The organism is Dictyoglomus sp. SSW, from assembly GCF_055181335.1.
In genome coordinates, this window is sequence record NZ_CM143705.1 from 683,069 (window position 1) to 706,705 (window position 23,637).

A 23,637-nucleotide genomic window follows, 5' to 3' on the forward strand; every position below is an offset into this window, starting at 1 on the left:
ATTGAGGGTAAAAGAAGATAGCTAATGATTAAGGAAAGTCTAAAAGCTTTCTTGCAGAAAAAAGAAGGATAATATAGGAGGAGAAATTAATGACTTCTATATTCCCTTTAAGTAATGAAAAAATTAAGGTTATAGCAAAAGAACTTGGTTTATCTGAAGATGAATTGATGAAACAAAGTTTGGTAACTTTTTTAGAAAGAAAATTAAAAGAGATAAAGGCAGAAATTTATAAGATTATGAATAAGTATATGATTTCATCAATTGAGGATTTTGAAAGGCTTTATGAAAAAGTGAAAATAGAGGAAAAAGACTCTTTTGAAGATTTTAAAAGGCTAGATCATTTAGAATTTAAAAAAGAAGAGATAGATAAAATCTTGAAAGAATTAAAGTGATTATAGATACTGAAAAACTCAGAGATATTATAGAAACAGAATATAGTGACATTGTAGAGTATGTATCATTTACCTGATATAAATGAGATAAGAGTTTTCTTAATAGATAGTAGTTTATTGGATATATGGTTTTCTCTTAAGCTAGTGGGAAGATATTCATATCATTGGGAGAGAAGATTTATTGATAATTCTATATATAGACACGATAATGCTCCTCATAGAAATTGGGAGAAAGTAAAGACTTTCCCAAAACATTTTCATAATGGTTTAGAGGAAGATGTAATTGAGAGCTATATTTCAGATGATCCTGAGGAGGCAATTAGGGATTTTTTAAATTTTATAAGAGGTAAAATACTGAAAAAGAATGATTTAGGTATTGATTATGGGAATATTTCAGAAAAGAAAGATTAGGATATTTCGTTTCAAAGATAATAAAGAAGAAGTCAAAGATTGTTTTTAGAAGAAAAGATAAAAAATAAATATTCACACAAAATAAGAGACAGATTATATTGAGTGAGAAGCCTTATAAATGGAAAAGAAAAATTGGATATCTTTAACTTAGGAAGCTTAACTTTAAAATTTAGGTAAATACTCCTTAACAGAGAGAACAAAATTTTCTATATCTTTAAGATCTGATTTTATTATTTGATATAGCTCTTTATTGCTAACTAAATGATACATATGGACTAATCTATTTCTATATCCCGCCATTTGAATTAGTTTTTCTCCTAACTTTTTGTCTATTACTCCTATTTCTACTAATCCTTTAGCAATAGATTTATATTCTGAGGAAAGATCTATGTAACCACTTTTTGATAAGATATGCCGTCCAATATCAAAAATGGCTTCTAAAGTTCTTCTCAGAAAACTTTCACAAGCTGCAGGATAAAGATTTTGAGATAAAAAAGTTTCTTCATCTAATTCAGCTAATTTATATAGTTCTTTTAGAAATGAGTCTATCATTAATAATCTTTCATTTATAAAATTCTTATTTATCATTTTTTAACCTTGTATTTTTCAAATGCTTCCTCATAGAATTTATCTAACACATATTTGAAATCTGCTGATTTTCTCAGTATCATCATTTCATAATTTTCTTTAAAATCATCAGAGATGCTGTATACACATATTCCCTTTATAGCTTCAAACTGGAAAACTGAATGGCATTCCTGAAGAAAAACTAAATCCAATTTATATGGTTTAAATATATCTTCCATTTCATTATATATATTTGCGTACAGTTTGTATCTTTCTGGTATATCATCAATATTTTTATCAAATACTATTCCTACATCTATATCTGCCAATGGATCTTTTATTTTTACCTCTTCATTTTTTAAAATCTTTAATGCATTATCTTTCTGACTTCCAAAAAGATAGCAAAGGGCAATATTGTATTTTTTACAAATCTTTATAAGCTCTTGAAGTTTATCCATATTAATATTCTCCTCAATTAGGTTATATCATAAACGGACCTTGTTGAATTGAGAGGATTAAAAGGAAGATTTAGTTTCTCCCTGTTGCCTCACATAATATTCTATATGAATATAAATTTTATCCAATCTCTTTTCATCTCCCTTTTTATCACTGCTAGCTTTAAATTTTTATGCTTTTTCATTAACTTATTCTTAAATTTCTCCCTTTCCCAAGAAACTTTTGCTCTAGGATTTCTAATTCCTTTTTCTCTCATAATATCAAGAGAAGGAAAAGTAATTTTTCTCTAATCTCTTTTAAGGTAATAAATACTAAAGCTTGTGCTTCCTACATGGCATAGCTCATATCTGTTATATTTAGTGTATAGCCAAAATATCTTTTTACTTCTACTCTAAATGCTATAATTTTTCCTTTAGCTTTAGAGACAAAAGTCTTGGAATAATTTCTTAAGACAAAAGTAGTAAATTCATTTAAAATAAGAGTGCTTTCTTTTTTAGATATCTTTATAACTTTCTCTAATTACAGGCTTTCTTTCATTGAGATTAATAGTCGTGATGTTAGATTCTAATTTTATTGATTTCTTTCATTTAAAAAAATCCTTCCTTTTATTTCAAAATTTTCAAGTATGTTTTTTGTAATGCGATTTGTTCTCTAAATTTATTTGATTTTTTATGTTAAAATAAAGAGAAAATATAATAGTTGGGGGATAAAGATGAGGAAAATATTTATTTTGATTATACTGGGAATGTTTTATTTACTTTCAATTACCTTAGCCCAAACCTATACAACCTCAAGGTTATCTTCAGATGTATTCTTTGGAAGACCCATATACCCTGATAAATATGTTCTTGGGGTTGGAGATAAATTAAGAGTTTATATTCTGAAAGAGACAGGAGAGCCAGAAATATATGAGCTTTTTGTTTCTCCAACTGGATCTATAAATCTCCTTGTGGCTGGAAGTATCAAAGTTGCTGGTTTAACTCTGGCAGAAGCAACTAAAGAGGTTTCAAGAAAGATTTTAGCTTATTATCCAAGAAGTAAAGTAGAACTTGAACTTATATTCCCAAGATATATGAAAATTTCTGTAACTGGTGAGGTTTTGAATCCTGGTTCATACTTAGTTTCTGCTTTAAGTACTCTTGATGATGTGATAAAGGTTGCTGGGGGTTTAAAATCTTCTGCTTCTACGAGAAATATACAGATAAAAAGAGGAAATAATATTATTTCAATAGATTATTTGAAATATGTAAAATTTGGGGATGAAAAGGAAAATCCTGATATTAAAGAGGGAGATATAATATATGTACCTATTGTTAAAAAAATAGTAAAGGTTTTTGGAGAAGTACAAAATCCGGGGATGATAGAAATAAAAGAGGGTGAGATGTTAAGGGATATAATAAATATAGTTGGTGGATTTACCCCTAATGCAGATCTATTTTCAGCTTATGTGGAGAGACAGGGAAAAGATAAAAAGGAGATTATTTCAGTTAATTTATACAAATTGATTTATGAAAAAGATGAAAAAGAAAATATTGTTTTAAATGAGGGAGATACATTGGTAGTTCCAGAAAGAGCAAATAGGGTTTATGTACTTGGTTATGTTCAAAATCCTAAATCTTTTATAATTAGAGAAGGTACTTCTGAAAGAGCAACTTATACTTCTCAAATTCTAGAAGAGATTAGTGAAAATACAAAAGTGAGTGAGTTAATAAGAATGGCAGGAGGAATACTTACTGTAGGAAGCCAAAGAAAGATTCAAGTAATAAGGGATAATAAGTTGATAAAAGAGATAGATCTTTTTAAAGTTTTGATAAAAGGAGATACAGAAGAAGAAAATATAAAGATAGTGCCTGGAGATATCATCTATGTACCATTAAAAGAGAAGACTGTAAGAGTGCTTGGAGAAGTTAAGGTGCCCGGTATGTATGAAATAAAGACAGGGGAGAGGATTGTGGATTTAATAGAGATGGCAGGAGGATTTACAGTAAGGGCTGATATTAAGAATATCATAATTGAAAGGTACATAACAGAGAAAAAGCGAATAATTAATTTAGATCTTTCTAAATATTATAAAGATAAAGATGAGAGTGTTAATATTCTTCTTGAAGATGGAGATGTAATAAATATTCCTGTGAAGAGTGATTAAGGGGGAAGAAGATGAGAAAGAAAGTCTATTTTTTAGTATTATTCTTTTTAGTTATATTTTTACTATCTTATGCCCAAGAAGGAGCAATTGGAGTAGAAGGTATATATTCTGGAAAGGTTATTGATCCAGAGAAATATCTATTGGGGCCTGGAGATATTCTTAGGGTATACATAATAAGGGAAACAAACGAGACTATGAGTTTTAACTTGGCTGTTTCGCCAACAGGGCATGTATTAGTGCCTCTTGTAGGAAATATAAAAGTTGTAAATAAGACATTAGCTGATGCAACTCAGGAAATAGCAAAACAACTGATGAGATTTTATCCAAGGTCTAACATTATAGTGGATATTATTAATATAAAAAAGGTAAATATTGTTATAACAGGAGAAGTAGTAAATCCAGGTGCATACAGAGTGCTTGCTATAAGTACTCTCGATGATGTGATAAGGGTTGCTGGAGGTTTAAAGTCTTCAGCATCTATGAGAAATATACAGATAAAAAGAGGGGATAAAGTAATTAATATAGACTATATGAGATTTCTGAAATATGGAGATTTGGAACAAAATCCATATATAGAAGAGGGAGACTTTATTTATATTCCGCTAATTGGGAAGAGTGTAAAGATAGTAGGGCAAGTAAGGAATCCAGGTATATATGAGATAAAAGGAGGAGAGAGATTAAAAGATTTAATAGATATGGCGGGAGGACTAACGGCGAGTGCATCATTATATGATGCGGTATTAGATAGGGTAAGTGGGGAGAGGATAGAGCTTAATTTATATAAATTGATATATGGAGATGAGAAGGAGAGAGAAGAGGCGAATATAGAGCTAAGGGATGGAGATGCGATAACCGTACTAAGGGAGCAAAAGAGGGTGTATGTTTTGGGATTTGTAAGGAAGCCAGGGCCGATACAACTTGTAGAAGAGGCGAAGATGGTAGCGGAGGGAGAAGAGGGAGGGGAGGTAGTAGGAGAAGCGATAATGGGAGCGAAGGTAAGTGAGATAATAAGGAGAGCAGGAGGGGTATTGCCGAATGGAAGTACAAGGAATATAGAGATAAGGAAAGGAGGAAGAGAGGACAACAAAGTAGTAGTAGACTTATATAGGGTACTTGTATTAGGGGAGAAGAGTGAAGAAGATATAAAGGTGAATCCAGGGGATGTGATATACGTACCACCTATAACAAAGAGTGTAAAGATAGTAGGGCAGGTAAGGAATCCAGGTATATATGAGATTGTTGCTGGGGATAGAATAAGGGATATTTTGTTAAAAGCAGGAGGAATTACAGAAAAGGCATCAAGAGAGAAGGGTCAATTAGAGAGAGTAGAAAATGGTAAAAAAGTGATTTATGAGTTTAGAGTAGATAATGCTGTAAAGGGAATTGAAAAAGATAATTTAGAACTTGAAGATGGAGATACTATCTATATACCAGAGCAAAGAAGATTAGTTTATGTATTAGGACAGGTCAGCAATCCTGCTGCTTATGAATATAGGGAAGGTCGAAAACTTACCGAATATATAAGTATGGCAGGAGGGTTAAAGGATAGGGCAGATCTTGAAAGAATAGCGGTGGTAAGGGAGATAGATGGTAAAACTCAAGTTATTCCTATTAACATGAATGAAATTGTTAATAAAGGAAGAAGTGATTTGGATATTGAAATAAGGGAGAATGATATTATATTTGTTCCTGAGGTATTTATAAAAGGTTGGCAAGATATTGTTTCTATTATTTCTGGAATTTTCTATGTCTATACTATAGTAAAGCCTTTTGTGGGGTGGTAAATTGTCAAGATAAAGGGGGCTTTTAAAAATGATTTATTCATTAAAGGAGGGAAATCCAAAGAAGGGATGGGTGGTTATTGTACATGGTCTTGGAGAGCACAGTGGAAGATATAGAAAAATGGTAGAAGATTTTGTAAATATGGGGTATGGAGTTGTTACCTTTGATCATCCGGGGCATGGTAGAAGTGATGGAAAAAGGGGAGATACTACAATTGAAGAGATTTTAAGTGTAATTGATGAGGTTACTTTTGGTATTCCAAAGTTTCATATTTTTGGGCATAGTCTTGGGGGACTTATTGCTGTAAGATATGCTCAAGAAAGGCAAGATAGAATTAAAAGTCTTGTAGTATCTGCTCCTGCCTTAGGAATTAAGGTAGATCCATTGACAAATTTTGTGGCAAGAAGTATTGGTAGGCTTTTCCCACATATTACTATAAATAATAAATTAGATCCCGAGTATTTATCCAGGAATAAAGAAGTAATTAATAAAGTTGCAAACGATCCTCTTATGCATAGTAAAATATCTTTTAGGCTTGGATTAAGTATGATTGAGAATATCAGTTTAGCTCATGAAAAGGCTAAGGATATGAAAGTGCCAACTTTAATTCTTGTCCCTACTGAGGATAGATACGTGGATCCAGATGGGGCAAGAGAATTTTTCAAAAAACTTACCATAAATGATAAGAATTTAATAGAATTTCCAGGTGGATATCATGAACTTTTTGAGGATGAGGAATATAAAGATAGATTTTATAATGCTATCTATGACTGGGTAGAGAAACATAATTAAAGATCAAGCTTATTTTGCCTTCCTAAGTAAAAGATTTTTAAAGGGTTGATAAGGTCCTCAGAGTCATTTTGAGGATTGTTAACTTTTTTAGATACAGGATATGCTTCCATTTCATCTGCAGGATAAGGTTTTAGAAGAGAAAGAAGTTTATTGACATCTTTTTCTTCTTTGTTTACCCATATTTTCTCATCCTCTTTACTTAGTATTACGGGCATTCTTTCATGAATTTTTTTAATCAGTTCGTTTGGTTCTGTTGTTATTATGGTAAATGTTTTAATTGGCTTTCCTTCTGAACTAATCCAAATATCATAGATCCCTGCAAAGGCAAAAAGAGAATTATCTTTCATTTTTATGTAATAAGGTATTTTTTCTTTACCCACTTTTTTCCATTCATAAAATCCGTCAGAAGGTACTAAGCAACGCCTCTTTAAAAAGGAATCTTTAAACATGGCCTTTTCAAGAAGGGATTCTGCTCTTGCATTTATAGGTCTTTCTTTTGGTCTTTCTTTTGCCCAGTGAGGTATAAATCCCCATATCATTTCTTCTAATTTATTAGGACTTTCTTGAAAAACTATTGGTACGGGTTGATCAGGTGAAATATTGTATCTTTTTCTTAAATTGACTTCACCTAAAACTTTTACATCAAATCTCTCAGGTATTTTTTCTACTTGTATAAGGGTAAATCTACCACACATAAATTATCTCCTTATGATCCTTTTATAAAATTTTATCATATTTATATAAAATAAAAAGGCCTCCCCTTTTATGGGAGGCCTTTTCTTTATCTATTATTAAAAGTTTTAATATTTTAATGAGAGCCCGAAGATATGTTGATTAGAAAGGTCTTTTGAATACAAGAAGGCGTAATCAAACTGGATGTTATTAAGATTAAGTCCTATCCCTATACTGAAGGTGTTTTTCTCGCCATTATATCCTGTTCTGAAAAGTACAGGTATTCCAGGTATTTTTATTTCTGATCCTATGTGCAATCTTTGATAAAAGTACATTTTCTCATATAGAGATACATCCAATGCGAGTGTTAATAGTACCGATTTAAGGTCTAAAATTAAGGCAGTACCTAAAACTAAGTCTTCCTTTCCTACCGATTCTATTGTTCCAGTACTCCACTTAAGATAGCTTATGGGATTGTACCAACAAGCACCTACTTTTAACATATTATTAACTTCATATATGGCTCCAAAATCAAATCCAAAACCTGTAGCTTTGGCAGTATCAAGGGTAGCTGAATAAAAATGTCCTCTAAATCCTAAGCTTAAGTTGGGAAGAATTTTTCTTGCAATATTTAAGCTTATTGCATTTTCTTGAAATGGGAAAAGGAGTTCTTCCTCATTTGTAATTCCTTTGCTTTCTAAACCAGCTCCTACTATTGTCCCATTTATATTCAATCCTGCTCCAATAAATTCTACTCTTGTATATCCTTGTGGTATTTGTAAGTGGCTAAATCCAATTGTTACTATATCTATATTTGTAAGTCCAGCAGGATTATAAACTAAACCGCCTAAGTCATCTGAAATAGCTACATAGGTTTCACCTATACCAGCTGATCTTGCATTAAGAATAATGGGGGAGAAAGCTCCCCCTGTACTACTTGCAAAGGCATAAGATAAGAGAAACAATCCAATTATACTTATTAAAATTATTTTTTTCATAACCTTTGTCCTCCCTTATATCCTATCAAATTAGACAAGATTATTTCAATATACCTATAAATCTGTTTATTCTTACTTCACCCTGATCTGATTTTGCCACAATTTGGAATAGATATAGACCATTCTTTAACGTTTGACCTTTCCAATTTACTCCATCCCACAAGATGCTATAATTGCCAGCTGGCAAGTATCCTAAATCTCTTTCATAAAGTTTAACGCCAGAAAGATCGTAAACTATAAATTTTACATTAGCATTTTGGGTTATATTAAAGAAAATTTCAGCAGGACCTTCTTTAGGGTTGAAGGATTTAGTGAATTTTGTGACATTTAAGATAGATAAAGGTAAAGAGGAAGGTATAGTTGTGTAAGAACTTATTTTAGTAGTGTTATTTAGCTCATCCTTAGCAATTATTTCTATTAAATATCTTCCGTATGGTTGAATAGCTCCACTTTCATCTTTTCCGTCCCATGTATATTGATAGGTACCGTTTATAACCTTTGTATTGTTTTCTAAGGTCTTAATTAACAAATTCTTTTGGCCATTAATTGTACTGTAAACTTTTATTGTTAAGTAGGAATAGCCTATTTCATCTGATACCGTTATATTTATATTGCAATTTTCATTCTTTGAAGGATCAAATACGGAAGTTGCTGTAGCAGTTATGCTTGGAGGATTTGTAAGTAAATCTTTAACTTTTTTCATTATTGTTCCAGATACTGATGGATCAACTCCTTCTAAACCAAAGGCTAAATACACTACTCCGAAATGTTTATCTGGATCTATATAATATAAGCCTGCTGTACCTGATGAGGCTGTAACCTTGTTAACAATGGATGGTGATTTCTTAACCTTTATTTTCTCTGGTATTTTAATTTCAGGCATTATAGGTGATGGTGAAATATTAGGATCGTACATAAAAATAGGTACTGCTCCTTCTAATGGGTCAATTTCATCAAGATATACTTGGTTCATAGCAGAGTCTCTTGTATTAATATTAAAAGAAATATTTGAAAATGGAGTATTACTTAAACCTTTTACAGAATATATACCCACATCATCTTGTACAAATTCTGCTTTTAAATATTGATTATAGAATTTAGGATCAATATAACCTGCATAGTATCCCCATCCAAGATCTTGACTTGATATAAGTAATTTTCCTCCATTATCTAAATATCTCATTATTTCCTCTTGTATAGATGGATCGTATATGGCTCCCCAATCTCCAGCCCATACTACAAAATTGAATAATGCCATATCATCTGCTGATGGTACGGCATTATCATTAAATACATCTATTATAAAGTAGTTTATATTCGCGTCTATTAAACTTTTCTCAATATATGGAGCTATACCATATTCTCCTCCGTCATCGGATACTAGTAAGGCTTCAAGAGTTGTTGGGGTTGTGAAGGATTTTGTTGTCCATGGAGAGTAACCTATAGAGTTTTTAGATCTTACCCTTACATAATAAGTGGTTCCTGGATATAAGGTTTTTTCAAGAGTTGGTCTATATTCAGTTTTGTCTGTAGTTATATCAATGATTATCTTTTCAAAGTTTGGATCTTCTGCTACTTGAAGTTGGCTTTCTGTACTATTTGGAGCTACCCACTTAAAGAGAGGTCTTAAGGTGTTTGGATTCTCATTTAGCCAAGCAAAATGGGATATAAATGTTGGTGCAGATGGTACAGCCTCTTGCTTAACAGCTATATCACAAATAATATTTTCTCCTGAAACTGAGATATTTCTTACAGCGACTCCTGTGGGAATTTCTCCATAAGCATTACTGTTTGGTGTGCTATTAGCATCAAAGGTAGTATTTCCTGTAGATCCAGGGTATGGGTGTCCAGGATTTCCAGAAGATTGACGTTTTTCTAGTTGCCATAAACCATTTGCTTGTTCAAGAGCTACAAGATAGTGTAGTGTTGGATCAAGTCCTGGATACCACTCAACATCATTTTGATAATTTCTCATTTTTTCATCAACATGGTAAATAAGAAGTCCAAAGCCTCTTAAGAAACGATCAAATCCTATAGCTTGTCTATTTTCCAATAAGAAGTATTGAGGACCTTCTTCTCCGTCAGTCCAAAGTTTATATACTACTGATTCTTTTTCAACAGGTGGAATTGTAACATTAGTCAAATTATCTTTTGGTACAATTGGTGTAACCCATCCAAGCTGAATTTTACTCCAAGCATCGAAGTGGGAAGGTCCACCACCAATGCTATACCCTCCAGGACCAGTAGGTCCATTCCATGATCCTCCTGCCATAAGACTCCATCTCCCGAGTCCTAATGAAGAGTAATCTCTATCATAAAGGTCGGGAAGTTTACCAAATGCATGCCCCATCTCATGCACAAAAACTCCTACAGTTTGAGGAACAATTACAGGATTATTATTGTTATTAGAGTCATAATCTAACATGTATTCTGGTTGAATGGTATATCTTACCGGAACTTTTTGACCATCTATAGTTACGTATACTGCAGAGGCATGAGACCATATATCATTTGTATCTCCAGTCCACTCAGCTCCTTGGCCAGAATGGATAATAAAGATCACATCATAATTTCTCAAATCATAACCATTGTTGACTGCATTTTGCAAGACCTCTGAAACTAATACAAAGACTCCCCCGGAAAAACCATAATCTCCATCATTTATATATGTAGTGTAGGTATATTTTGCTGTATACCATGGAAGTATGGTGGCTGTTATATCAAATTGGTTGTAAGAATTTTCTAAATAAAACTCTCTTACACTTCCCACATTATATGGATTGATAGTACTCCAATCTGCACCTTCGCTATTAAAAAGGATATTAAAGTAGTTCGAAGGAATAACATCATCTGGTTGTTTGGGCTTATCTGTAAATTCTACTGGAATTACGATAGCCTTTCCTATACCTTGAGCCTTTTCAATAGTTCCATAAATTCTTGTTCCTTGTGGAATACTTTCGGGTGTTACTTCGGGAATTTTTGGTATCTCAACTTTCTTTTCTAAAAGTTTTTCATGAGGTGGCATTATGTGTATTTTGGTGATTGGGAAAGAGTGGGCAAAGGTAAATGTAAATAAGAGTAATAAGAAGATGATAGTTGTTAATAGAATTGATATACCCCTTCGCATCTTGAACCTCCCTCATTTATTTTAAAATTCCAATGTTAATTATTATATAATAAAATTATGGTTTTTGGGCTTGTAAAATTAAGGGGGTATAATGAAATGAACACAATAAGATTTATAATTATGGTTTTGAGTGTCTTTTTGCTTTGGGAATATACTTTTGCTCAAGGTATGCCGATTATTGAAAATAAAAGTTTGATTTTGGCAAGAGTAAAAAGTGTAATCTTAGGTAAATTTCCATATGTGGAATTAGTGTTAGAAGTATTAGAAAGTAGATCAGTAGAAGGATATAAAAATTTTGTTAAAGAAGGAGACTTGATTTTAGCTGTTCCCTATTCTTTGAAAAATATTGATCCTAAGGTTTTTCTTCTTACTGAAAATAGAAATCTACTTTTATGTTATTATTTGAGACCTTTAGATCTTATCTATGCTACTGTAGAGTTTGTAGGAGATGAGGGAGGAGCAGGCTATGTAATAAGAGAAGTGGATAGAGTAGGAGAGGTTTCAAAGGATAATATCAATGATGTAATTAAAGATTTTATGAAGGTTAAAGGAATAATAAAGGAGGAAGATGTTCAAGTAGAGGTGGAAGTAAAAAATAGTTATTATTTTGTAAGGGTTTTTGTTGGAGATAAAGTATATAATTTAGTTTTGGATAGATCTCTTGCTATTATCTCTTTTGATTAGCTTTTTCGTATAAAAATACTGAATCACCTTCATCTACACCTAAATTCTTTGCTACAATTTCACATTTTGCCTTAAGAAGGAAGAATATATTGTAGCCTCTTCCTTCTAATCCCTCATAATTGGCTTGCCCTTTCGATATTATTAATTTTGCATTATAAAAGATATCTTGATATTCATTGGATCCAAGCTCAGGTGGCTTTCCTACAGATCCTGATCCTGTGGTAATTACTTTAGAGTACTTATTAAGTCCAACCTCTATTACATCTTCGAGTATGGCATCATTTATTATAGGGTATTCATTTGCCACACTTATGATAAATTTTGTTTTAGATAATTCTTCTATCAGAATTTTATCAAATACTATTTCACCTGCATTATCCAAAAGATAAAGAATCTCATCTGTTTTTTCCAATTCTTGTTTAAAATAGTGATAATGATCTATAGCAAGAGGTGTATTTATGATATCTTTAATATATTCCCTTAAATTTAATTTGGATATATCAAGAATGCCAAGATCAATAATATTTCCAGATATTGCAACCTTTATAGCTGTATAGAGGGGGTCTTCAGAAGTTTCTACAATATTTTTAAGGGTATCATATAGCTTAAGGGCTAAGTTATTGTAATGTTTCTTTTCCTCATAATAGGGATCTTTAAGATTTGCCATCTCATAGATTTTTTTAAATGTAAGGTAAGTATTGTAGGCTGGTGATTCTGTAGGAGATAAAGTAGATATATACTCAGCAGCTTTTCTTATTATCTCAATCTTTTTTTCTTCAGATAAATTGGCTCTTTTCAATGCAGAAAGAGCTTGTTTTAAAAAGCAAGGATAGCAATCTAATTTTGTCCACATAGCATTTATTTTTTACTTAATTGTGAAATAAAAGTCAATTAAAGTAATTTTAAAAGGATTATTTTTTTAGTTTTTCATAAAGAATTAATGATGATTTAAAAAGTTCAGAAAATTTTTCTCTATCTTTTATATGTTGATATAAAGAGGAGTCTCTTATATTTCCATGTACAGCACTATTTCTTACTCCTTCTAAAATTTTAAAATTATCTTGCATCCATTTTTCTTTTAATATTTGTGGAATTTTATCTCTTAAGAATTCTTTTCTGTTGGGTATATCATGAATTTTAGTAATCCCTAATCTTTTTAGCATGCGTATAGTTATAGCTTCATATATCAAAATGAGGCTTTTCAGATATTGATTTTTCTCAAAAAAATATTTTGCTCTTTCTATCATTCGATCTTCTAAGAGTTCCTTTTCAAGAAGAGGTTGTAATTCTTTCTTTATATTTTCTGCACATAATGTTTTATAGCTTTCTTCAATATTGTCCAATTTTGCAGTAATTTCTTTTAATTCTTTTTGGGGTCTCCAGTTCATCTCTATTTGAAAATATGTATTTTCCGTATTTTGAATACCAAGATTTTTAAGGATTTCTGGAAAATAGCCTGAATATTTATAAATTTCATAAGATGTGGTCAATTTGAATAATTCATTTATAAAATCTATTTTTATGACAGGTGCTTCGTCTCCTTTCATTTCCAGGGCTCCATAATATATATCTAAGTCCACGATCTTTTTAAAATTTTTTATGTACATTATAGAGAAACTAAGGATAAATGGCATAAATCTATAACCATGGGTAATATCCAATATTATGTAAAGCTCGTCATCAGGGAGATTTTTTATTAAAAATTCTACATAAAATTTGTAATCTAAAGGGTCTATATTTATTAGCTCTATACCTGGTATGTAGTTAGAAAGTTTTTCTTGCCACTCGTTTAGAGTGTTTTTCGATATTCCAGATCTTTCTTCATCCCATACTTTATAATATAGTTCTTCTAAATTATTTTTATAATCTTCATCTATAGTATCGATAATTTCAGACCACGACGATTTGTCTGTTCCAAAGATATACCACTTATCTATATTCTTCTCATTAAATAAGTATCGATAAAGAGCAGATCCAAAAAAAGCAGTCTCGTAGGTTTGTCCATTCTCAAATTTATATTTTGTCTTTATGTACCCTTTTCCACTTTGATTTCTACCAATTCCTATGATAGAAAGAAGTATGTTTTTCATTTTTTTATGTGTAAACTTTTAAAAAGTCTTTTATGTAATCTTCTATTTTCTTTTTATGATCTTTGTCAAGAATTTCTCCTAATTTGTAAGATAATCTTAAATTTTTATAATCTTGATCTATAAATTCGTATAGTAGTCCAGCATGAGCATTAAAATTTCTTTCTAAATTTGAAGAAGGGTATTTTCTTTCTTTTTCGCCTTTTTCAAATATCCTCTTGAAGTTTTCTAACTCGTTATCAAGTAAAGTATATGCGCTGGATTCATTAAAAAGATTCTTGATTATCTTTTCGTTAAAGTTTTTTAGAGTATCTATTTTTACCCATTTTCTATGTTCTTCTATATATATTTTGTTTTCATATTCCTTATATATTTTATAAAAGGTTTCAAGAAGATAAATGTAGATCCACAAATTTCCCAAAGAGTATTCCATACATAATTTTATTTCTTTAGTATTATCTTTTTCTATTGAGAAGGTCTCAATTAGTTCTTTTATTCTTTTCAAAGTAATTTTTTCATAGGATAGGTTCAGTAATTTTTCAATATTATTCCAATTTATTATGGTAAGAAAGGCTAATGCAAATCCCTTTTTTATGGCAGATATACATTCATTAACACAAGAAATTATTTCTTTAATGAAGTTAAATTCTTGATAAAGGAGAAGAGATTCTGGGTAGTAATCTGTGTCAAATTTAAAAGGAAGTTTGTTTACATTTTTAAAATAATCTACGAAAAAAGGTGTTTTTGTTTCCTCGAAGGTTACTTCATACTCTTGTTCCTTTAGATTCACTGGAGTAAGATATACATAATAAAATTTTGGGCATTTAGCTTTATCAATATAGTTTTTGGCTTGCTGAGCTACAAGAAATCTTCTATATGCATCCACGATAACTAAAATCTGAAAATTTAGTCCTCTTGATACATCCAAAATTATTTCTCTTATTTCATCATCGGTACTATCTTGTATTGCTAAAAAAGCAATATCTGCAGTAATGATATGATTATTCAGATTGAATTTTTTACTTTCATAATTTCCTTTTACAGGAACTTCAACACATTTAATATTTTCCTTAGGAACGTTATATTGTAAAAGTTCTGATATTAACTTTTCTTCTTCGTATTTGTCAATGGATGCAGGTCTTAAAAGGAGAATTTTAAATTCTTCATTTTGGGAGATAAGATATTGGGTTATTGCTCCAATAGTAGAATTCCCTTTAAAGGATTTTTTGTTGGAGGTTTTATTATCATTAAAATGATAGATATATTCGTTTCCGCCCTTGGGTACAAGAGCACATATTAATTTACTCATCTCTTACTAATACACACCATCCTAAGGGGTAATATTTTTCTCCTAACTTTAAAGCCCATCTTGTGGATGGGAAAAATTTTGGTAATATATTTCTTTTTGTTATTACTTTATCTTTCAAAACACTTTCCGGTAAAAAGTATCCTAAGGAATTAAAATAATAAGTTTTACCGAATCCTATAGGAATATAAACAACTTTATTGTTCTCCAATCTTTCTTCTATTTTTTTATAATGTTCTATGAGGTTATTAAATAGGTCCTTATTTTCTTGAGTTTTGTTTTTTAATCTTTCTAAGATTTCTATTTCCTTTTTAACTAATAATAGGGAATAATTTTTTAAAGCTTTCCAAAGGTTATCATCTTTATTCTCAAAAAATTTATTCCAAAAATTAGGAAGATTTTTATTATAGATATTAAACTTTATCTCTGTATAAAACTCTTTTGATCCTGGTATTGCTAAGATGTATTGAGAAAGTTTTTTATGGGGTAATCTTTCTATTTTATAGACTTCTAAGTCTGTAATTGGAATACTAGATGTATCTTTTACTATTATATACTTCATTATGTCTGTAGATGGATCATATGGATCATCTCTTAAAGCCTTATCAATTTCTTTTTGGGTTATATCAAGTTGTTTTTGTTCTTTGCTTAGATTCTCAAAATAGTAAAATAGTAAAGCACTTCTAATGATTCCTTTTAAAGTACTTCCTGGAATGTATGCTTTATTTCCTGTAGTTATTGGCATATATATGCTTCTTCTCTCAAAAGGATCTATTTTGCTTTTAACTTTAAGAGTATACTTTGTTACTTGATCTATGTTAATTTTTTTGTTATTTAGAAAATCATAGATAGTTCTTTTTTCGTTAATTATAGTATTTGAAAGCTCAACCACAAAAGATTTGGGGTCTTTTCCTTTAAATATATTTAAGAGTTTTTCCTTATCTATTATTTTTAGTTCATTTTCTTGTATAACACAATCTGTTACATTGGAAAGCTCTTCACCACTTCTTATTAAAGTAGGGGTTATAGTTTTTATTTTAACCTTCATATTTAATCCCCTTCCTCATGAAAATTTCCAGCCAATAGATTTCCCATAGGAGATAACTCTCATATCTTTTATTGGCGATACATCTATATTTTCTCCTCTGTAAGGTGTCCTTACCAGGGATCCTTCTCCTATTTTGAAGTGGGTCTTTTTTCTATATCCTGTTGGTTTTTGATAATATATAAATCCATCCCTTTTTACCAAATTAAAATATATAATATTGTTTACTTCTTCCTTTCTTGGCGAGCTTAGAGATAATGTAATTTCAAAATCCCCATCATCTGGAAGATCTAATTCATCTTTTTCATAGAAGTCAAATTGTCCTTTTCCAGTACTTCTTTCCCCACCAATACCTTCCTCTATGAAAAGATTTAAGGCGGGAATAAATATTTCATTTAATGAATCATCTTTAGTTTTTAGAAAATATAGAAAAGGTTTAAGTTTCTTTCCTGTAGAAGTAGTGATAGTAAAAAATTCTAAATTTTCTTGAAAATATAGTCCTTGTGTTCTTTCTTCAGATATTGTTGGAACTCTTGGTATAGAAACTTTAGGCTCCAAATTTGTTTCCATAAATATAATATTTTCATCTTTTTCCCTAAATTCTTTTAGTTCTTCGTATTCTTCTTTAGAGATTAAGAATTTTGAGTTCATAGGTTTTAAGTTTTCTATTGTCTTTAAATAGATTATTTCATTGTCTTTATCGTAATTTTTAAGTAATTCTTTTAGCCCATTCCAAGAAATCCATTGAAATCTCTTAAACTTTTTGTGATCTTTATCTTCTTCTAGTTTTAGGGGAATATTGGGCATTGGTAAGAAAAGTATATCTTTTGAAGGTCCTTTTAATCCAGGAAATACTGATGAAATTATTAATTTCTCTTCAAATTCCTTAAATTTATTCTCATCAAATATTTTAAATAATGAATTACTAAGAGCAGAAAAAAGGGTATCTGAGTGAATTAAATGAGAGGTTCTATCCATTCTTCTAAGCCCTATATGTAATACGATAGGTCCTTCTCTAAAAAGCTTATAAATTTCAACTCTCATTCTTTTTCACCTTCATTTGTCTTTCTAATTCTTCAATTAATTTGCTAATATCTATATCACTTAAAGATTTTATGTTTGTGTTGATAGGCTGCTTTTTATTATCTCCAATATAAGAGTTAACATTTTTTACATAAAAATTAAGGTTTTCAAATTTGATTTGTCCATAACCTCTGGTGCCACTTCCTCCCAGATAATCATCTTCCAGCAATCTTAAACCTTCTATAAATCTAGTAGTTAACTCTTTTATGTTGTCTTTTTCGTAAAAACTTATTGCACTTGAGAATTTAAATCTTGCTCCTGCGGGAACTCTCTCCATAGTTCTTGGATGTAAAGCTGTACCCCTTATTCTATCTATAATATTTTCAGTTTTTTCTTCTGTATACTCACCCTCTAATATCTCTCCAAATTCCTTTCTAAAATGTTCTTCATCTAAGAAGGAATCTCTGACAATTAAACGGGTTAAGGTTTTATTTCTTGCTGAGTGAGAACCAAAAAGATTGCAAATTACACAATTTTCTTTACCACAACCGCATGGATCACCATTCTCTAAATTTAAATGTTTTCTTTCAAGAAGACATCTAATTTTACCTTTTAGAGAAGAACCGGGTATGTAAGGAACACCTTTGACTGTTTTAATTACAGGGTTATCAAGTCCACCAATCTCTCCTGTTTCTTTAGATCCACCTATGTGTAAGCCTGTAACTAAGGTTATCTCACCTTCTATAAATAATTTACCTATGAATTTATTCATTATTCTCCCCCCTTAAATTAATCTTTACCATAGAATTTCTGGTATGCTACAAGGGTTTCCATAAATTTTTGAATATTTTTAACATGGGTTTTGTCATCTGTAGCCTGCATTATTGGTTCTTTTAATAGTATATAGATCTCACCTAGAGCCTCTTTTTTGGATTTACTATCTTCTCTTCCTACTAAGTAGGCTAAGTAAGGTAGAGCCATTACAAGATCTGTAACAGACTTGGCTTTTTTAATAATTTCAAAGATTTTTCTTAACTTTGATGATGTGATATTAGAGGCTCTTTCTTGCATATAATCTTGTATTTGTTTATTGAATTTTTTAAATTCTTCTAATTCCAAGTTATCGAAGTTTAAAATTTTGTTTGAAAAACTTTGCTCTAATTTTTTTGTTACGTTTTCTTTCCATATAGATTCAAGAGATTTATTCTCTTTTATTGGATTGTTATTCATTGTTCACGCCCCCTTCTTGTTTTCATTTTGGCTATTTTAGTAGCAACTATTATTAATCTTGGATTTCTTATCTTTTCTTCCCCCCTTTCAAAGAGATTAGTGAGAAGAATCTTAGATAAGTTCTCTGCTAAATCTTTATAATCTCTTAAATAATACATAAATCTCCATATTGCAGGAGGGCTTATCTTACCTTTTAAGCTTGCTTCGAGAAGAGGATTAAAGCCTTTTATAGATCTTTGAATTTTTGAAATAACAGCTCTTGAGTATTTTTCTTTACTCATTTTTAAAATTCCTTTTGTTAATTTTTCAGAAATTTTCAAGGCTTCTTCAAATTCCCTATAGGTTAATATGTCTTCCTCTATACATATCTTTCCTTTTTGAGGCTTTTCTTCTTCAGGATATTTAAAACTTTTAGCCTTTTCTAAACCTTCTTCTATTAACGATGCTCCTCTTATTAGGGGGAAATTATCTGGCAAGTAGTATATACTTCCTGATATTGTGAATACATTTTTAGAACCTGTATATTCTTTGTATTTTGAGTGTATTTTTAATGCAAGTTCATTTATTTCATCATATGTACCAATAATGAATAGATCATCTCCTCCTATAAATACTGGATATATGTATCCTTTTTTGTCCTTTTCTGATGTCTGATTTTCTTTTTGTTTTTGACATTCTTTTATTAAATTGAGTACTTCTTTTTCAAAAAATAATTCTATCCTTCTACTCAATATACCATATCTTGTTAGGGAGATAGTTGTTTCTTTGTTCTTGATTCGTTCTTTTTCTTTTTCAGAAAGTTCTTTGAATATAGAGCCCATGTTGTCTGCATCCATTTTTAAGTAGGCAAGTTTTTTATCACCATATTCTTCACTATCTATCTTTTTTATGTTACTTTTTGCTATTTTTTCAAAGTCAGTAATTTCTATTCGATAACTGCCTAAAAGAAATCCATGAGGAATGAAATTTTTGTCTATAGATATGTCTTCAAGTTTATATATTCTTGTGTTTTTAGATTTAAAAGGATCTTCGGAAAAAGATAAAGAATAGCCAAGTGTTTCAAAAAAATCAAATACTGATTCAGGATAGTTTTTATTTATTTCTATTTTTTCTTCTATGAGATATTCTGATTCTATGGCTTTATTGGCTAACTCTATAAAAGATTTACATGTGCTACACCATCTTTCTTGTGGACTTGCATCTTCTATTTTTCTTTTACCGCATACTGTACAGTGTTCTCTTTCTTTAATATCTTCGTTTTTGGGACTGATGATTAGATCATAAAAATTTTCAATTTCTTTAAATCTACTCTTTTTTCTTATCTCTAATTTATCTTTAAGTTCTCTTTTTTTCTCAATAAAGTTAAATAAGTCGTTTATAGAAAGGTAACTCCATTCAATACCAAGATATAAGTCTTCTTCAAGAAGTTTCCACAAATTTTCTATAATAAAAGATCTAAGTTTTTTTAAGATATCTTCAGGAATGTATGATAATAAAAGTTCAAAATTACCTCCTCCAATGTATATAGCATTTACCTGAGAAAATCCTGTATTTTCAAGAATATATTTTGCCGAATATCTTGTTAATAGATCTAAAAATATGGATTTTCCTTTTAACATTCTGCCAGCCCTTTCTGAAGAGACGTTAAAAAGGAAACTTTGGATTCCAGAAAGGTCTCCGTTTATAAAAGTAAATAATTTTTTATCAAATATATTGTCTTGAGTATTATCTCTTTTTTGTGATTGCAGTCCTTTTTTTATTTTTTCTAAATCTTCTCTTGTTAATATTCCATTTGTATAATTTTTGTATAAAATGTGAGAAAGAGCTGTTGTAATTCTGGAATGATCATATATGGATATATCAGGTTCAAAACCTACAGTTTGAGCAGGTACATTGGAGAAGTAATATTCATAAAGAAGTAAAAGTTGTTCAAAATCTTCCACATATTTGAGTTTATTTAGAAATTCATTAAAGAGTTTGTCATATTCATATGGATCTATTTTTACTTCTTTTTTAGGGAATATATTTTCTAAAGTTGTTAACGGGTAAAAAAGATCATCAGCATTTTCGTCTATTCTTTTGAAGGGGGCTGATAATGGTATATTTGTGTACTCTCCTTTTTGTTCTTCTTTTTCCTCTCTTTCTGAAGAAGAAAGCCAATCTGCAATTTGTACTATAAGTCCGTATTCATTAGTAGGATTATGATGATTTAAAACTATATCTTCTACTTCTTCTGTTAGATTTTCAACTAAAAACTTGGGAAAATTTTTGTCTGAATTTTCTCTTATGACTCTTACTAATAAGGCAGAATATCTTGGGTGTCCATAAGAAATTTTCTGAAATTCTGGGGGTAATTCTTGTTTTTCAAATTTTTTAGTCCTTTCTAAGACTTTTCCTATATCGTGAAATAAAGAGGAAAGCAGAATTTTTTTATCATCCAAGTTTATCCCTCCCCATCAATATAGATATCTAAAACATCCCCCACTTTTATTGAAGGTACATGTGTTTCTATAACAACAGCTCCTAATCTTGGATCGTATACAGCAATAAATGGAGTAGAGTGGTAATAATGAATTAAAAAGCCATAAAGCCATATAGGACCTCTTCCACTTATTATTAAACCTTTTCTTGAATTAATCTTTGGGGGTGTTATTTCTCTAAGAACAGATGGTTCTATATTCTCACTAAGGGTAAAGGAGAGAATTGTATATTCCTTATCCTCTTCGGTTTTTATAATTACTCTTTCCCCCATGTTTTTCATTTTAACATATTTTTATTCATTAATGACAAATATTTACAAAAATCTTATTGATTTTTATGTTAATTTTACTTCCATTTTTGAAATATCTTTTTGATTATTATTAAAAAGATTACACTCCATAGAAATATAATTGGAATACTAAAATACCATTTCTTTTTTAAGCGGAGATTTTCTTTTTTTTTCTATGCCTTTTTCACATTCTTCTATTATATTTTTAGGAATTACCTTTATAGTTAGAGAAATTAATAGGGGAAGAATAACTAAATCATCTAAATAGCCTATTATAGGAATAAAATCAGGAATAAAATCTATAGGAGAGAGAGCATAAGTAATAGTAATTAGGGCAAATAGTTTAGCTATAAAAGGAGTGTTTTTCCTTTTTAGGGCTAAGAATATCGCTGGAATTTTTTTTTCTTTAAATATTTAGCTTTATCTTTCATTTTATGTACAGTATACCATTTTCAATCCCTTATAGGTACGCTACAAACTTTTTTGAGATTTTCGCCTGAGCTTTCGCTCAAGCGTTTCAATCCCTTATAGGTACGCTACAAACCAAAGATAAAGCAAATGCTATTGCACTTAAGAAAGAGTTTCAATCCCTTATAGGTACGCTACAAACGATATCTTCCTCGAGACTTTTATCAGTCTCGAGGAAGTTTCAATCCCTTATAGGTACGCTACAAACCGGGAGATTCCTCTCGGGAGCCTACCCGAGAGGAGAGTTTCAATCCCTTATAGGTACGCTACAAACATACTTCTTTTTGTACATATTCCGATTTGTAGAAATCGTTTCAATCCCTTATAGGTACGCTACAAACAAACAAGTAGGCAGAAAGTGTATCCCGTCTTGGCATGGTTTCAATCCCTTATAGGTACGCTACAAACGTTGTAGTAGATTTGCCAAAAAAAAAGGAAAAAGTGCGTTTCAATCCCTTATAGGTACGCTACAAACAATCGAGTATGAGCATACGTCTTAATTTACCTCTTATGTTTCAATCCCTTATAGGTACGCTACAAACAGGGAGTGCATCGCAATTTAATTTATCCCAATAGTGTTTCAATCCCTTATAGGTACGCTACAAACTCTTGTACTTTGTATTCCCCCAACTCTACATATTCTGTTTCAATCCCTTATAGGTACGCTACAAACCAGGTTCTCTTTGATTCCTTTCCCATCTGCTTACAGGTTTCAATCCCTTATAGGTACGCTACAAACATGTGATCGTCACAGAAATTGAGACAGAGGCAGATATGTTTCAATCCCTTATAGGTACGCTACAAACCAGGATGGCTTGCAGTTCGTCAGAGAATTGCAAGCCGTTTCAATCCCTTATAGGTACGCTACAAACAGTTCATCAGAGAACTGCAAGCCTAAAGGAAACGGTAGTTTCAATCCCTTATAGGTACGCTACAAACTGGCAACAAGTAATAGTCGTGTTGTAGCGCATCTTTGTTTCAATCCCTTATAGGTACGCTACAAACTATATTCATACTTTCTCATTTTCCCAACCTCCTTATCGTTTCAATCCCTTATAGGTACGCTACAAACGTTTCTGTCAATAGAGTATCATACTCTATGTTTTTTGGTTTCAATCCCTTATAGGTACGCTACAAACAAAACAATTCTGGAGGTGAAAGTATGAGGAAAAAAAGTTTCAATCCCTTATAGGTACGCTACAAACAGGGAGTGCATCGCAATTTAATTTATCCCAATAGTGTTTCAATCCCTTATAGGTACGCTACAAACTCTTGTACTTTGTATTCCCCCAACTCTACATATTCTGTTTCAATCCCTTATAGGTACGCTACAAACCAGGTTCTCTTTGATTCCTTTCCCATCTGCTTACAGGTTTCAATCCCTTATAGGTACGCTACAAACATGTGATCGTCACAGAAATTGAGACAGAGGCAGATATGTTTCAATCCCTTATAGGTACGCTACAAACCAGGATGGCTTGCAGTTCGTCAGAGAATTGCAAGCCGTTTCAATCCCTTATAGGTACGCTACAAACAGTTCATCAGAGAACTGCAAGCCTAAAGGAAACGGTAGTTTCAATCCCTTATAGGTACGCTACAAACTGGCAACAAGTAATAGTCGTGTTGTAGCGCATCTTTGTTTCAATCCCTTATAGGTACGCTACAAACTATATTCATACTT

The 23,637-nt window shown here is 30.9% G+C and carries 22 protein-coding genes and 1 CRISPR repeat array (1 of these 23 running past the window's edge); of the genes, 6 read left to right on the forward strand and 16 right to left on the reverse strand.

Annotated elements, in window-relative coordinates; translation table 11 throughout:
* Positions 1-89 precede the first annotated feature (89 nt).
* Positions 90-392 (forward strand): hypothetical protein, encoded by a 303-nt coding sequence (locus ACY3JM_RS03235; RefSeq protein WP_463111707.1) that lies wholly within the window; start codon positions 90-92, stop codon positions 390-392.
* A gap of 60 nt (positions 393-452) precedes the next feature.
* Positions 453-803: a toxin-antitoxin system TumE family protein gene (locus ACY3JM_RS03240; RefSeq protein ID WP_463111708.1), complete on the forward strand. Its 351-nt coding sequence runs from the start codon at positions 453-455 to the stop codon at positions 801-803.
* A gap of 162 nt (positions 804-965) precedes the next feature.
* On the opposite strand, the gene hepT is transcribed toward ACY3JM_RS03240, so the two are convergent.
* From hepT to ACY3JM_RS03255, 3 genes are all read right to left on the reverse strand, one after another.
* The gene (hepT, locus tag ACY3JM_RS03245) at positions 966-1,391 is read right to left on the reverse strand and encodes a type VII toxin-antitoxin system HepT family RNase toxin (protein WP_463111705.1); all 426 of its coding nucleotides are present in this window, start codon (positions 1,389-1,391) and stop codon (positions 966-968) included.
* Positions 1,388-1,828 (reverse strand): nucleotidyltransferase domain-containing protein, encoded by a 441-nt coding sequence (locus tag ACY3JM_RS03250; protein ID WP_463111706.1) that lies wholly within the window; start codon positions 1,826-1,828, stop codon positions 1,388-1,390. The genes hepT and ACY3JM_RS03250 overlap by 4 nt, the downstream gene beginning before the upstream one ends.
* Positions 1,829-1,929: 101 nt before the next feature.
* Complete coding sequence (locus ACY3JM_RS03255; RefSeq protein WP_463111709.1) at positions 1,930-2,082, reverse strand: hypothetical protein; 153 nt, start codon at positions 2,080-2,082, stop codon at positions 1,930-1,932.
* Positions 2,083-2,538: 456 nt separating this feature from the next.
* Here ACY3JM_RS03255 and ACY3JM_RS03260 point away from each other — a divergent pair, with 456 nt between their 5' ends.
* The 3 genes from ACY3JM_RS03260 to ACY3JM_RS03270 are packed head-to-tail and all read left to right on the forward strand — an operon-like array spanning position 2,539 to position 6,546.
* On the forward strand, positions 2,539-3,972 hold the full coding sequence (locus ACY3JM_RS03260; protein ID WP_463111710.1) for an SLBB domain-containing protein: 1,434 nt from the start codon (positions 2,539-2,541) through the stop codon (positions 3,970-3,972).
* 11 nt (positions 3,973-3,983) lie between these two features.
* Positions 3,984-5,756: an SLBB domain-containing protein gene (locus tag ACY3JM_RS03265; RefSeq protein WP_463111711.1), complete on the forward strand. Its 1,773-nt coding sequence runs from the start codon at positions 3,984-3,986 to the stop codon at positions 5,754-5,756.
* A gap of 28 nt (positions 5,757-5,784) precedes the next feature.
* A complete protein-coding gene (locus ACY3JM_RS03270) occupies positions 5,785-6,546 on the forward strand; it encodes an alpha/beta hydrolase (RefSeq protein ID WP_463111712.1) in 762 nt (253 codons plus the stop codon).
* On the opposite strand, the gene ACY3JM_RS03275 is transcribed toward ACY3JM_RS03270, so the two are convergent.
* From ACY3JM_RS03275 to ACY3JM_RS03285, 3 genes are all read right to left on the reverse strand, one after another.
* A complete protein-coding gene (locus ACY3JM_RS03275; RefSeq protein ID WP_463111713.1) occupies positions 6,543-7,241 on the reverse strand; it encodes an SOS response-associated peptidase in 699 nt (232 codons plus the stop codon). The genes ACY3JM_RS03270 and ACY3JM_RS03275 overlap by 4 nt on opposite strands.
* Positions 7,242-7,346: 105 nt before the next feature.
* Positions 7,347-8,216 carry a PorV/PorQ family protein gene (locus ACY3JM_RS03280; protein ID WP_463082609.1) on the reverse strand — a complete coding sequence of 290 codons (870 nt, stop codon included), beginning with the start codon at positions 8,214-8,216 and terminating at the stop codon, positions 7,347-7,349.
* A 40-nt stretch (positions 8,217-8,256) separates the two neighbouring features.
* A complete protein-coding gene (locus ACY3JM_RS03285; RefSeq protein WP_463111714.1) occupies positions 8,257-11,343 on the reverse strand; it encodes a M6 family metalloprotease domain-containing protein in 3,087 nt (1,028 codons plus the stop codon).
* 96 nt (positions 11,344-11,439) lie between these two features.
* On the opposite strand from ACY3JM_RS03285, the gene ACY3JM_RS03290 reads away from it, so the two are divergent.
* A complete protein-coding gene (locus ACY3JM_RS03290; protein WP_463111715.1) occupies positions 11,440-12,027 on the forward strand; it encodes a hypothetical protein in 588 nt (195 codons plus the stop codon).
* On the opposite strand, the gene ACY3JM_RS03295 is transcribed toward ACY3JM_RS03290, so the two are convergent.
* The 10 genes from ACY3JM_RS03295 to ACY3JM_RS03340 all read right to left on the reverse strand — a co-directional run bounded on the left by ACY3JM_RS03295 (position 12,011) and on the right by ACY3JM_RS03340 (position 21,902).
* Entirely contained in the window at positions 12,011-12,880 is an 870-nt protein-coding gene (locus ACY3JM_RS03295) for a damage-control phosphatase ARMT1 family protein (RefSeq protein WP_463111716.1), read from the reverse strand. The two genes, ACY3JM_RS03290 and ACY3JM_RS03295, sit on opposite strands and share 17 nt — an antisense overlap.
* Positions 12,881-12,938: 58 nt before the next feature.
* Positions 12,939-14,117, reverse strand: coding sequence for a TIGR02221 family CRISPR-associated protein (gene csx2 / locus ACY3JM_RS03300; RefSeq protein ID WP_463111717.1), 1,179 nt, complete (start codon positions 14,115-14,117; stop codon positions 12,939-12,941).
* A gap of 4 nt (positions 14,118-14,121) precedes the next feature.
* Complete coding sequence (locus tag ACY3JM_RS03305) at positions 14,122-15,423, reverse strand: hypothetical protein (protein WP_463111718.1); 1,302 nt, start codon at positions 15,421-15,423, stop codon at positions 14,122-14,124.
* Positions 15,416-16,468, reverse strand: coding sequence for a type III-A CRISPR-associated RAMP protein Csm5 (csm5, locus tag ACY3JM_RS03310; protein ID WP_463082603.1), 1,053 nt, complete (start codon positions 16,466-16,468; stop codon positions 15,416-15,418). Before csm5 ends, ACY3JM_RS03305 begins: the two co-directional genes overlap by 8 nt.
* A gap of 15 nt (positions 16,469-16,483) precedes the next feature.
* Entirely contained in the window at positions 16,484-17,509 is a 1,026-nt protein-coding gene (gene csm4, locus ACY3JM_RS03315) for a type III-A CRISPR-associated RAMP protein Csm4 (RefSeq protein WP_463111719.1), read from the reverse strand.
* A complete protein-coding gene (gene csm3 / locus ACY3JM_RS03320; protein WP_463111720.1) occupies positions 17,499-18,260 on the reverse strand; it encodes a type III-A CRISPR-associated RAMP protein Csm3 in 762 nt (253 codons plus the stop codon). The genes csm4 and csm3 overlap by 11 nt, the downstream gene beginning before the upstream one ends.
* Before the next feature lie 17 nt (positions 18,261-18,277).
* Positions 18,278-18,718, reverse strand: coding sequence for a type III-A CRISPR-associated protein Csm2 (gene csm2, locus ACY3JM_RS03325; RefSeq protein WP_463082600.1), 441 nt, complete (start codon positions 18,716-18,718; stop codon positions 18,278-18,280).
* Positions 18,715-21,159 (reverse strand): type III-A CRISPR-associated protein Cas10/Csm1, encoded by a 2,445-nt coding sequence (gene cas10 / locus ACY3JM_RS03330; protein WP_463082599.1) that lies wholly within the window; start codon positions 21,157-21,159, stop codon positions 18,715-18,717. The genes csm2 and cas10 overlap by 4 nt, the downstream gene beginning before the upstream one ends.
* 2 nt (positions 21,160-21,161) lie before the next feature.
* Complete coding sequence (crn3, locus tag ACY3JM_RS03335; RefSeq protein WP_463111721.1) at positions 21,162-21,479, reverse strand: CRISPR-associated ring nuclease Crn3/Csx3; 318 nt, start codon at positions 21,477-21,479, stop codon at positions 21,162-21,164.
* Between the two features lie 138 nt (positions 21,480-21,617).
* Positions 21,618-21,902 carry a YkvA family protein gene (locus ACY3JM_RS03340; protein ID WP_463111798.1) on the reverse strand — a complete coding sequence of 95 codons (285 nt, stop codon included), beginning with the start codon at positions 21,900-21,902 and terminating at the stop codon, positions 21,618-21,620.
* Positions 21,903-21,937: 35 nt separating this feature from the next.
* A CRISPR array of direct repeats spans positions 21,938-23,637; the repeat unit is 30 nt; unit sequence GTTTCAATCCCTTATAGGTACGCTACAAAC; it runs 1,324 nt beyond the window's last position.